Genomic DNA, 11405 nt, shown 5'->3' on the forward strand with positions numbered 1-11405 from the left:
ACGCACAGGGCGATATAGCGTCCGCAAATATGGTCTGAGTGGCCACGGCATTAAGCGCACGGATCATTCGCCGCCCCGCGCATGGCGCGCAGCGCGCTCGGTCATTTGCGCTCCCACCATGGCGATCATTTGCGAGACGAAATTGCCGACGAGCGCGCCGCTTTCGCGCATTCGGGCGATGTCGGCATCGCCATAGCCAAGCTCGCGGCAAATCTCCTCGTTTTGCTCGCCCTGTTCACTCGGCGCACCCGGAGTCGGCAATTCGGCGCCTGAGAACTTCCACGGGCGACCGGGCAGGCGGAATTCGCCGCCTTGCCGGTCGGGAACATTCAGCGTCGCGCCCCAGTAGTCAGCCCATTCGCTGGCTGCGAGCTCCTCGACCGTGTGGACCTCGCCGATCGCCAACTTGGCCTGGTCGAGGTGGGCGTCGAGCGTCGCCATGTCTGGGAAGGTCCAGATCCACTTCTGGATGATCCCCTCGAACTGCGCGCGGTTGGCCAGGCGTTGGGCCGAAGTGACGAAACGAGGATCCTCCAGAAGGTCGGGTCGCCGCATCGCCGCGATGTACCAACTGTAGGTCATCGCACTGACGGGACTGATGGCGCAGAAGAACTGCTCGCCGTTCGGGCCCGTGAAGAACGAGCCGTCGGTCGCACCCAAGATCGCCGGGTCATCGCCCGGGTCGAGGCCGTTGAGGTCTACATGGGCGTGTTCATTGACTGCCAACATCGTCGCCGCCATGGCGACGTCGATGTGTTGGCCGACGCCGGTGCGATCACGCTGGTGAAGCGCGGCGAGAACAGCAATCACCCCCTGCAGGCCGACATAGGCGTCGGCATGGCTCAGAGCATCCGTCTTCGGCGCGCTCAGCAAGTCGCCGAAATGGCGAAGCGTGTGGTGGGTGAATCCGGACTCGGCCTGGACGGTCGGCGCATAGGCCATTCGCCCCCGCCAGGGACCGCCTTGGCCATAACCCGAGATTGAGACATAGATCAGCCGCGGGTTACGCTTGGCAACGCTCTCATAATCAAATCCGAAGGCGGCGAGTGTGCCGGGACGGAAGTTCTCGACCAGTATGTCGGCCTCTTCCACCAGCTTCCAGGCGATCTCCTTGGCCTCGGCCTTGTTCAGATCGATCGACAGAGCGCGCTTGCCCGCGTTCTGCTGGGCGTAATAACCGGTGACGCCGTTGGGATTGATCGGCGCGGCCAAGCGCGAAACGTCCCCACGCGGCGGCTCGATCTTGGTGACGTGCGCGCCGAGGTCCTGCAGCGTACGGCCGCACAGGGGCCCGGCTAACACGCGCGCGAAATCGACGACCTTCACGCCTTCGAGAGGAGCGGTCATAGTTTAGCGCCCCTTGAAGACGGCAAGACCGGGGCCCTGCTTCATCAGGCTTTCGAGCCCTATCTTGAGGTCCTCGGAAGTCCACAACGGCCGCTGCAGTTCCCCCATTGCCTCGTCGGCGGCCTCGACGCCCCGAGCGGCGGCAAGATTGGCGATCTGTTTGGTGCTGGTGTGCGCGAGCGTCGGACCATTGGCAAGTTCGAGCGCGATCACCATCGCCGCCTCGCCAAGCTTCTCGTCATCGACCACGAGGTTGATAATGTTCCACTTCTCCATCGTCTCAGCATCGTAGCGCCGACCCAACATCGACATTTCCTTGGCCCTAACGATCCCTGCGCGCTGGACTTGACGCTGGATCGCACCCATCAGCGGGTTCAAACCGAGCGTGGCTTCAACCGAGCCGATCTTGGCCGAACGCGCGGCGATGATGAAATCGCAGGCCAACGCCATTTCAAGCCCACCGCCGACGCAGACGCCCTGCACCGCAGCGACCATCGGCAGCGGGAAATTTTCCAGCTCCCGGAGGAAGGCAAGTGAGGAAGCTCCGACCCGCCCCTCCGGACCTTGCGACTGTTGGAATAAAGAAGTGTCCGCCCCAGCGGAAAAGTGCCTGAGGCCGCTCTTAAGCAAGACAGCGCGCGAACCAGCTTCTTTGGCAGCGGCAAGCCCTGCCTGGATACCACCCATTAGGTCAAAGCCAATCAGGTTGTGCGGTGCGAATTCCATCGAAAGGACAGCAACCGGCCCCTCGTAGGTAACCTTGACGCAGGATGAATCAGATTTGGGAATCGAAGACATGAATTGAACCCTTTGAACTGAGGACAGGCATCCCTGCGCCCACCACGCTTGATGTTACAGGTGTTATCGTGCCATCATTCGGGTGATATGGTGCCACCGCCCGCCCCGCGCGATTTCTCTGTCGGCCATGGTCTTCGAGCGCTGATTGAAGAGCTGGAAGCGTTGGGAATCGACGCCGAAAGACTGCGTCGTGCTGCAGGCCTGCGATCGCTCGGCGGCACGCTCACCCGGACGCAGCTACTGGCCGTGCTCAGGGCCGCGCGTGAACTCGGACAAGATCCGCTGCTAGCGATTAGGGCGGGTAAGCGCCAGAGGGTGCATCATTTCGGGGTCTACGGCTTCGCGCTCGCCACCAGCCCGACATTTGGCGACGCCTTTGCTTTTGGACACAAGCACGTCCAGCTCGCAGGTGCTGTGTTGCGCATTACTTTCCGCCAGGAGGGCGAGCAAGGGTTGGTGCAAAGCTGGAATCCGAATTCGCTGGGCGACCTGCTGCCCTTCGTCAGCGAGTTCTGGCGCGCCTCTATGGTCACTCTGAAAGGCGAAATTCTCGGGGATCGCTTCCCCTCCACCCTGATGCGCTTTGCCTATCCCCGGCCCGTCCACTGGCGCGCGTATGCCGAGCTGTTCCAGTGCCCGCTCGAATTCGAGTCCGAGACAATGGAATGGCATTTCAATGCAGCCGTGTTCGCGCGGCCTTGCCCAAACGCCAGTTCGCTGACCGCCGACATCTGCCGTGACTTTTGCGAAAAGCTGATCGCAGGCGACGATGGGGAAAGCCCGCTGCTCCGCGAGCTGCGTAGCTACATCATAGGCAACAGCGGCCGCCGCTGCACCGCTGACGAGGCCGCAGCCGCATTGGGTCTATCGCGCCGCACCTTGTTTCGGCGATTGACTGATGAGGGCATCACATTCCAGGAGCTGCTGAACCAAACCCGCGCTTCGTTAGCTTGCGAATATCTGGAGAACACGCAGCTGACGGTGTCCGAAATTGCGGAAAGGTGCGGCTTTGGGGACGAAGCCAATTTTCGAAAGGCGTTCACGAGCTGGCGCGGGGCAACGCCGAGTGCGTGGCGAAAGGTCGCTTGTGAATGATCTGCATCCCTCAGCAAACCGAAACCAGCGCGAAGACACAAAGCTAACAGGTATCTTCTTCAGCCTGACCTTAGGCCCGATTGGCAACGGTGACGCTCGATCTAGGCAAATCAGAAAAAACCGCGGCAGCAGCTGCAGTAAAACAAATTGCCCTTCTACAACCTCGAAAATTCCATCAGGCATATGCGCGACCATCAAGGTGCCGGATACTTTTCAGCAGGAAGAAGCGATCTTCAAAGCATTCGAGTTAATAAGCGCCGCAGGCGTCGTTGAGGACAATCGACTCAATCGACTAGCGTTTCTCGACCTTCTCCGGCGTGATGATCTCAACTTTCACAGGGGCCGAGAAGCATTTAACAGCCACGCGTCCGAACGCACGCATATGCTCCGATCTCGCATGCACAGGCATCCGTTCCGCAGAGTCCCACTCTTCCAGGAAAACAAGCTTGTTCGGATCGCTCATACTTTCGTGGAGGTCGTATGCGATAGAGCCCTCCTCCTGTCGCGTGGCCGCGATTGCGTCACGCGCAGCGGCAATAAGCTCCGCTCGCATTTCCGGTTTCACCGTCAGAGTTGCGATCACATAAACCATCGTTCGATATCCTCACTTGGCGAGCGCATAGCGCGCTGCGGGTTTTCCGGTCATCAGAACCGATTTGTAGAATTTTTTTCGTGCCCCCTCGAATTCCGCCCACGAGGCCGTGTCCGCAAGCGTCGGGAAGGTCACCCTCTCTTTCATATCGAAGGCCCGCAGCGCGGTTTCAACCAGCGTATCCGCAGACATGAAATGCTCCTCCGGAAAGCCTGGCGGCGCGACACCTGACGCGGAAAAGAACTCGCTTTTGACAGGCCCAGGAAGAATGGTTTGAACGGTAATTCCGCCTTCCGTATATTCCTGCTCAACCGACCGCGAGAAATTCAGAACGTATGCTTTTGAACCGCCGTAGGCTGCGGCTGTTGCCGATGGTCCGAATGCTATGACTGAGGCAATATTGACTAAGAGGCCGTGACCGCGCGCTTTGAATGCTGAAAGTGCTGCCTTCGAGAGCGTCGTTAGCGCGAGCACGTTGACCTTAACGAGGTTTTCAAGGCTGTAGACATCAACTTTGGAGGTTGGTCCGAGAGCACCTACGCCAGCATTGTTCACGAGGACCGAGATGTCCTTGCGCTCCGAAAACACGCCCTGAACACGACGCAAGTCGGCTTCATTCGCAAGATCCGCAACTATTGTCGTCACGGCGCTCCGGGAGTGTTCTTCGAGGGTAAATGCCAACTGCTCAAGACGATCCTTCCGTCTCGCGACGAGAATGAGATCGTACCCTCGCTGAGATAACTGCTGGGCATAAGCCAAGCCGATACCGGAAGATGCACCGGTTATCACGGCGGCATGTCGGATGTCGCTCATATGAAACTTTCCTGCAAGATCATTGTTTTCGTCGGCTGGTTTTCACCAATTGACGCGCCGCTCGTGGCCGCGCCAATACTTCTCGCGCAACTCGCGCTTCTGCAATTTCCCGGTCGGATTGCGCGGAAACACGTCAATAAACTCGACGGACTTTGGGAGTTTGTACCCAGCCAATCGTTCCCGCGCGTGTGCGATGATGGTACTGGCATCCACGGCGCTACCGCCGCGTCACACGACGATCGCTTGAACCGCTTCTCCCCACTTTTCATCCGGCACCCCGATTACTCCGCAGTGGATCAAACGGCTGTTAGGCCGCCGTCCACCGCAAGGATTTGTCCGGTGATGTGCTTCCCGGCGTCGCTCGCAAAAAGCAGGGCTGCGCCCTTCAGATCTTCATCGTCACCAATACGGCGCAAGGGCACTCCTTCGGTTAGCTTCTCGATGCCGAGCGCCTTAATGGTCCCATGGGTCATTTTCGACGGAAAGAAGCCTGGAGCGAGCGCATTGACCGTGATTCCGTATTTGCCCCACTCGCCCGCGAGTCCACGGGTGAAATTCACGACAGCTCCCTTACTGGTATTGTAAGCGATTGTTCCGGTCGGGCCGCGATTGCCCCGCAAACCGGCGATCGATGCAAGATTGATGACCCGTCCATACTTATTCGGGATCATCGATTTTTTTGCGATCAATTGGGAAAGCAGAAACAGGGACCGGATGTTGAGATTCATCACCTTGTCCCACGCATCGACAGGATGATCTTCGGCCGGCGCACCCCACGAGGCACCCGCATTATTCACAAGGATGTCAACTTTACCGAGCTTCGCGATCGCTTCGTCTGCGAGCCTTGTTATGTCTTGGTCTTTTGAGTTGTCAGCGGCGATCCATTCTACTTTCGCACCACGATCCACCAGGTGATTCGCGGCCGTCTCCAGATCCTCAGCCTTGCGGGACGAAATCACCAGACGCGCTCCTTGATCGGCCAGCGCCTCAGCGATCTGCATGCCTAGACCGCGCGATGCGCCAGTGACCAGCGCTGTCTTTCCAGTCAGATCAAATGCCTTCATGGTCGAGTTCATCGTTGTTTCCTTTCGAATTCGAAGAGTGTTCAAAACGCTGCTGTTGCAAGGTCCATTAGACCTCGGGAGCCAAGCGTCGCTCGATTGAGAAACGTTCGCGTCATCGGAAGTTCGCGCTGCATCCAGTAACGGGCGAGCACAAGCTTGCGCTCTAGGAATTCTTTGTCCGCGGGTCCGGCCGTCAAAAGATCCTGAGCCACATGGGCCATCTTCGCCCAGATCATGCCAATGGCGACGGTGCCAAAAATGTTGAGGATGTCGTAGGACGCGGCTGCAACATCCTGGGCCGAGCCACTGGTCGCCTTGACCCAATCCGCTGCCGATTTGAGGTCCTTGGCCGCTTCACTCAAGGCCTCAGACAAATCCCGAAGATAAGCGGTGTTGCACTTCTCTATCGCTTGGTCGATCTCGTCGATAAAAGCCAGAACCGCGCGATCATCACCGGCCAACTTGCGTGCAACCAGGTCATGCGCCTGAACACCGTTAGCACCTTCATAGATCTGATAGATGCGGGCATCGCGTACAAACTGTTCGACGCCATTGTCTCGAACATAGCCGTGACCACCATAAATCTGGACGGTGGCATTCGCGCCATCGAAGGCACGATCGCTAAAGTATGCCTTGATGACAGGCGTCAGCAGCTGGGCCAATTCTCCGGATCGCTTCCGCTCATCGGCCTCGACCGCATGGCGCTGCTTCTCGATGAGTAGAGAAACCCAAGCTCCGAACGCCCGCGCACCCTCGTTGAACGCGCGCTGCTTGACGAGAAGTCGCCGAACATCCGGGTATGAAACGATCGCATGAGGTTCCGTGGAGCCTTTGCCGGGCTTTCCGGCAATCCGCTCCCGCGCGTAATGCGCCGAATTCTGATATGCGGCCTCCGATACAGCTAGTGCCGAAATGCCTGTCCCAAGCCGCGCCCGGTTCATCATCAGAAACATGCCGCTCATGCCGGCAGCAGAACTAGACTTGTTCTCGGACTGCCCGCCGAGGCGGTAGGCCACGGCATCTTCAAAATTAAGTACGCAGGTCGCGTTTCCCTTGATTCCCATCTTCTTTTCGACCGCCCCCACGGTGACGCCGTTCCGGTGGGAGAGCCGGCCCGTATCGGGGTCAATGTTCTGCTTCGATACAAGAAAGAAATTCACCGTCGAGAGATCATCAACGAACTTGCCTTCAGCGTTCGGCAACTTCGCAAGCACGAGATGGATGATATTCTCGGACAGATCGTGATCACCGCCGGAAATGAAAATCTTCGTGCCGGTGATCCTGTAGGTGCCGTCAGGTTGCTCGATCGCCTTCGTCTTCATCAAGCGAAGATCGGTTCCGCAATGCGGCTCGGTAAGGCACATCGTGCCCGTCCAGGCGCCATCAACCATCTTCGGAAGGATATGCTGCAACATCCACGGCGCACCGGTGACCTCCAGCGTGGACAACGCCGCATTCGTCAGACCTGAATAGAGCGCAAGTGCCGCGTTTGAACCGACAGCGATCTCCCCCGCTGCCATCCCAATCACTCCGGGAAGCCCCGCTCCGCCGAACTTCTCCGGTGAAGAGAGCTTGTTCCATCCCGCCTCGCAGTATTTCTTGTAGGCGTCCGCAAATCCGGCCGGCGTTCGTACCGTGCCGTTTTCTAAACGGCACCCCTCCTCGTCGCCGCTCTGGTTGAGAGGTTGCCAGATATCCTCACAGAACTGGCCAATGCCCTCAAGGACGGGACGGGTCAGATCGCTGGTCAAATCCGAGAAACCGGGCAAGTCATCCATGTCTTGCACTCCCAGCAGATCGTGCAGAACAAACAGATAGTCTTCGACGGGCGCCTTGTAGATCGGCATGCTGATTACCGCCCCTTGAACACGGCCTGGCGGCGCTCAACGAACGACTGAATGCCTTCCTTCATGTCGTCACTATTAAAAACGCGATCACGGATTTTCGGGATGATATCCACGGCGGCCTTCTCGCCGCTCTCGATGAACTTCAGTCCCGCTTCCTTCGTGATCTGAATTCCGATCGGCGCGTTCTTCGCGATCAGCTGCGCGATCTCCATCGCCCGATCGATTTGCTTACCAGCGGGGACAACTTCTTGCACGAGGCCAATCTTCAGCGCGCGATCTGCTTTGAACTCATCGCACAGAAGCAGGTGGTACATTGCATCACCCCAGCCCATACGCGTGATATAGCGGAAGTGTGCGCCTCCCAGCGGGGCGATGCCGCGCTTGGCCTCCATCTGACAGAAGCGAGCGGTGTCAGCGGCGATGACAATGTCACCCGCCAGCGAAATCTCGATACCGATCGTGAAAACGATCCCTTGAACCGCTGTAACGATGGGCTTGCGGCAACGATTCTTAAGACCGAAAGGATCGATGTTGCCTTCCGGAATGGGCTTGGCGGTCGCCTTGGGCCCGAAGAACTTCGGCATGTCCAGGCCCGCGGTGAAGTCATCGCCATTCGCACAAAGCAACCCGACCCAAAGATTCTCGTCCTTGTCGAGAAGCGTCATAGCGTCTGACAGCTGGAGCATCATCTCCGGGCTGAATGCATTCTTCTTCGCCGCATTGTCGATCACAATCTTGAGCACATGACCGTGCGTCTCGTGATACACGCAACCGATTTTTTCTTGAGTGTCTGCCATTTCAAGCTCCTGGAGTCTGCAGATGTGAAAGGAAATCAGTGAGGGACAAGGATGACGCCGGGATCAGGCGCGTCGGCGTACAGCCGCTCCACGTCCGCTGCCCGGCGATCGAGACCGACGCGCTGATTGATGTAGCCCTTGTCGGTTATCTCGTTAGCATCGACCGATGGCGGCTCCTCAAGCAGCACCACCCGGCGGATCGTTCGACTCCCCGCATACCCGGCCGCGATATTGTGCGCCTTGAGACCTGCGGTAAGCGCTTCGCGGATGACAGGATTCGAGATCAGTACAGGAACGGACGCCGAGGCGTCGCCAACAAACGCGCGACATGCTTCGGTGTTCAGCCACGCTAGAAGCCCGACGTAGTCCCGATCCTGGCCCGTCAGAATCGCGTCCTGAATGAAGGGGCTGGCACTTACAAGGGCATCCACCCTCAACGTTCCGACCTGAACGAATGTACCGGAGAGCAATTTGAAATCTTCGACCACGCGGCCGGCAAACAGGAGCCCCTGATCGACGTCCTCCGGATCGAGAAATTCGACCATATCCCCGATCTTGTAGAAACCCTCTTCATCGAACGCGGCAGCGGTCAGCTCAGGTTGATTGAAGTACCCCGGGGTGACGGAAACGCTCCGGATTCTGATCTCAAACTTTTCGTTGCCGAGCGGTAGTAGCTTCAGCTCGGTTCCAGCGCATGGGAGACCAATCAATCCAACGCGTTCGGTAAACCAGTGCGTCGTGGTCGCGGCGGGGGCCACCTCTGTGGCACCATAAGTTGAAACAAAAGCGATCCGCTGACCGACCGTCTGCACCGCCAGCTTCTGAAATCGATCGAAGATATCATCGGGAAGGCGTGCGCCACCGTAAGCAAGCGTATGCAGGTTCTTGAAAAAGCTATTCCGTAGCGGTTCATCCTGTTCGAGCGCGGTGGCAAGCGCGATATACCCTGCCGGAGCATTGGAGTAGGTAATCGGCGATACTTCACGCAGATTGCGGAGCGTCTTCTCAAACTGACCAGGTACGGGCTTGCCATCATCGATATAGAGGCTGGCACCTCTCGAAAGGACGAGGTTGAAAACCGCGTTCCCGCCCATCACGTGATTCCACGGCAGCCAGTCGAGGTACGTTGCCTGCTCCGGCGGAGCATCGATATCCCTGGCCTGCATCAGCATTGTGGCGTTGGCGCACATCATTCGGTGTGTGATGTTCACCGCCTTTGGCACGCCCGTAGAGCCGGATGTGAACAACAGTTTTGCAGGGGCGTCTGGATCGATCTGCGCTATGGATCCTGCGACCCGATCCGTGGCTACGGTCTTGAGCAGATCATCAAATCTATATGCTCTATATGCCGCGCGACTGGATGCCCCTTTTGAGCAAATGACGTCTACGTCTCCGAGATCAATCGCCGACAGCGCTCTGTCGTATTGATCGGTGTCCTGCACGAACACCGCACCGGGCTTGAGTAGCTCAAAGATGTATTTGAGCTTGCTCAGGCTTGTGCTCTGCAGAGAATACGCGGTCGAAATGGGCGCAACGGGAATTCTCGCTTGCATCGCGGCCATGGAAATAACGGCGTGCTCGATCGAGTTTCCGCTGAGAATCACAAGAGGCCCCCGTGCGGCATGAGGCATCGCAAGCAGGGCTTCGGTCACCGCGTCTACGGCAGCCTTACCGGCGCCGTAAGTCAGAGTCTGCCAGCGATCCGGCACATCGCGTTGAGCGAGCCAAACCTGATCAGCACGCTCGACTGACCACTTTTGAAGATACTGCGGCAGATGGCGCTCATACTCATCCAGCGGCACGCGCGACTTCAGATAAACAACGCCGCCGTCCGCATGCCGGATCTCGATATCCCGTGCCATCCAGGACACCGGTCGAAAGGGCGCGCGCGTCGGTACATGCCCGGCCTGTGAGTTCAACGACTTCCCCCCGATAACGGCCGTTTTCCGGCTCATGCGGTCGCGTTCGGACGAGCGAGGCTTCACTCGGCATGCCCGGTATTCGTCTGAAAATTCAATGGAAATTGCTGGGAACCACGCGTACTGTGCCCCTCAACAATGTGCATGACGACCATCATGCAGTTTCAGCATGATGACTATCATGCAGAACGTCAAGTGTTAAGTTTAGAGGATTTTTGCCGTGGGGCATTCGAAGGCGGATAAGGCTCGGAATAGAGAGCGAATCTTAGAGGTGGCGGCCGCGCAATTGCGGGAGTGCGGCCTCGAGGGGGTAAGCATTGGCGACCTGATGAAGGCCGTGGATCTCACACACGGCGGCTTCTACGGACACTTTGCTTCGCGAGACGACTTGGTTGCAGCCGCCCTCGACAAGGCGCTGGTAGACGGGGAAGCATCGGCTGTTAAATCCGGCTCAGCCAAAGGCAAGCGGACACTCAAATCTCTGGCGAACAGCTATTTGAGTAAGATCCACCGTGACAATCCGAACTCCGGGTGTGCTGTATCCGCGCTGGCCGGTGACGTTGCACGGTCGAACGATCAGAACCGCGAGATTATGAGCAAACACCTCGCGAGATATTTTGACAACATACAAAACGTCGTGGGCGAGAATGGCTCTCGAGAGCTGGCCATTTCCTTGATGTGCATGATGGTTGGCGCCGTCACTCTGTCTCGTGTGATGACAGACGCAAATCACTCGGATGAAATCCTGCAAGCCGCGCGAAAAGCGATGCTGCAACTGGGGCAGCAGGAACAGAGCAGTTGAGCGAGCGCGCCACCGCTCCTAGCTGACAGGTTGGCCTTTCCTCGCCATCCCTACAGTCTCGGATTACGGCAGAATCATATCGAGCGGATCCTCGCGGCTGGATCAACGAGCTGAAGGTGCCGATCTACCGCGAAATTGAGGTGACGAGTTTCGCTCAAGACAATACCGGAGTGGACGTCGTGTCTCTGGAGACCCTGCTAGTTCGAAAAGCACACTGTTTGCGGGCCTTTCTGCACCAAAAAAATAATATTCTCCAAAAGCTGGACTGGCTGGCTGGCGACACAGTGCTGCTCGCACCCGTCTCCGCGTGAATTCCCTGCTAACAGGGAAT

Annotated in this window: 11 protein-coding genes; 3 read left to right on the top strand and 8 right to left on the bottom strand. The window is 58.0% G+C overall.

The genetic code is table 11. The features are described 5' to 3' along the window. Positions 1 to 63: 63 nt before the first annotated feature. On the bottom strand, positions 64 to 1347 hold the full coding sequence (locus LVY71_RS18810; protein WP_235101363.1) for a CaiB/BaiF CoA transferase family protein: 1284 nt from the start codon (positions 1345 to 1347) through the stop codon (positions 64 to 66). A gap of 3 nt (positions 1348 to 1350) precedes the next feature. Beyond that, a complete protein-coding gene (locus LVY71_RS18815; protein ID WP_235101364.1) occupies positions 1351 to 2145 on the bottom strand; it encodes an enoyl-CoA hydratase/isomerase family protein in 795 nt (264 codons plus the stop codon). An 87-nt stretch (positions 2146 to 2232) separates the two neighbouring features. Between LVY71_RS18815 and LVY71_RS18820 the strand changes: the two genes are divergently transcribed. Further along, positions 2233 to 3240, top strand: coding sequence for an AraC family transcriptional regulator (locus LVY71_RS18820; RefSeq protein ID WP_235101365.1), 1008 nt, complete (start codon positions 2233 to 2235; stop codon positions 3238 to 3240). A gap of 292 nt (positions 3241 to 3532) precedes the next feature. Here LVY71_RS18820 and LVY71_RS18825 read toward each other — a convergent pair whose 3' ends face one another. From LVY71_RS18825 to LVY71_RS18850, 6 genes are all read right to left on the bottom strand, one after another. Then, entirely contained in the window at positions 3533 to 3832 is a 300-nt protein-coding gene (locus tag LVY71_RS18825; protein ID WP_235101366.1) for a putative quinol monooxygenase, read from the bottom strand. A gap of 12 nt (positions 3833 to 3844) precedes the next feature. Continuing rightward, on the bottom strand, positions 3845 to 4645 hold the full coding sequence (locus tag LVY71_RS18830) for an SDR family NAD(P)-dependent oxidoreductase (protein WP_235101367.1): 801 nt from the start codon (positions 4643 to 4645) through the stop codon (positions 3845 to 3847). A gap of 296 nt (positions 4646 to 4941) precedes the next feature. Continuing rightward, positions 4942 to 5721, bottom strand: a complete 780-nt coding sequence (locus LVY71_RS18835; RefSeq protein ID WP_235101368.1) for an SDR family oxidoreductase — start codon at positions 5719 to 5721, stop codon at positions 4942 to 4944. Between the two features lie 29 nt (positions 5722 to 5750). Beyond that, positions 5751 to 7556, bottom strand: a complete 1806-nt coding sequence (locus LVY71_RS18840) for an acyl-CoA dehydrogenase C-terminal domain-containing protein (RefSeq protein WP_235101369.1) — start codon at positions 7554 to 7556, stop codon at positions 5751 to 5753. Positions 7557 to 7561: 5 nt separating this feature from the next. Next, entirely contained in the window at positions 7562 to 8353 is a 792-nt protein-coding gene (locus LVY71_RS18845) for a crotonase/enoyl-CoA hydratase family protein (RefSeq protein ID WP_235101370.1), read from the bottom strand. Between the two features lie 35 nt (positions 8354 to 8388). Continuing rightward, positions 8389 to 10272: an AMP-binding protein gene (locus LVY71_RS18850; RefSeq protein ID WP_502797592.1), complete on the bottom strand. Its 1884-nt coding sequence runs from the start codon at positions 10270 to 10272 to the stop codon at positions 8389 to 8391. 220 nt (positions 10273 to 10492) lie between these two features. Here LVY71_RS18850 and LVY71_RS18855 point away from each other — a divergent pair, with 220 nt between their 5' ends. Further along, positions 10493 to 11074 carry a TetR/AcrR family transcriptional regulator gene (locus LVY71_RS18855; protein ID WP_235101372.1) on the top strand — a complete coding sequence of 194 codons (582 nt, stop codon included), beginning with the start codon at positions 10493 to 10495 and terminating at the stop codon, positions 11072 to 11074. Positions 11075 to 11190: 116 nt separating this feature from the next. Next, positions 11191 to 11385 (top strand): hypothetical protein, encoded by a 195-nt coding sequence (locus LVY71_RS18860; protein WP_235101562.1) that lies wholly within the window; start codon positions 11191 to 11193, stop codon positions 11383 to 11385. Positions 11386 to 11405 lie beyond the last annotated feature (20 nt).

This window comes from Bradyrhizobium sp. G127, from assembly GCF_021502575.1.
Taxonomy (GTDB): domain Bacteria; phylum Pseudomonadota; class Alphaproteobacteria; order Rhizobiales; family Xanthobacteraceae; genus Afipia.

Excerpts from the sequence above, each read along its gene's own strand:
- LVY71_RS18835 (WP_235101368.1), bottom strand. The coding sequence starts at position 5,721 with ATGAACTCGACCATGAAGGCATTTGATCTGACTGGAAAGACAGCGCTG.
- LVY71_RS18825 (WP_235101366.1), bottom strand. The coding sequence starts at position 3,832 with ATGGTTTATGTGATCGCAACTCTGACGGTGAAACCGGAAATGCGAGCG.
- LVY71_RS18845 (WP_235101370.1), bottom strand. The coding sequence starts at position 8,353 with ATGGCAGACACTCAAGAAAAAATCGGTTGCGTGTATCACGAGACGCAC.
- LVY71_RS18815 (WP_235101364.1), bottom strand. The coding sequence starts at position 2,145 with ATGTCTTCGATTCCCAAATCTGATTCATCCTGCGTCAAGGTTACCTAC.
- LVY71_RS18820 (WP_235101365.1), top strand. The coding sequence starts at position 2,233 with ATGGTGCCACCGCCCGCCCCGCGCGATTTCTCTGTCGGCCATGGTCTT.
- LVY71_RS18810 (WP_235101363.1), bottom strand. The coding sequence starts at position 1,347 with ATGACCGCTCCTCTCGAAGGCGTGAAGGTCGTCGATTTCGCGCGCGTG.
- LVY71_RS18840 (WP_235101369.1), bottom strand. The coding sequence starts at position 7,556 with ATGCCGATCTACAAGGCGCCCGTCGAAGACTATCTGTTTGTTCTGCAC.
- LVY71_RS18830 (WP_235101367.1), bottom strand. The coding sequence starts at position 4,645 with ATGAGCGACATCCGACATGCCGCCGTGATAACCGGTGCATCTTCCGGT.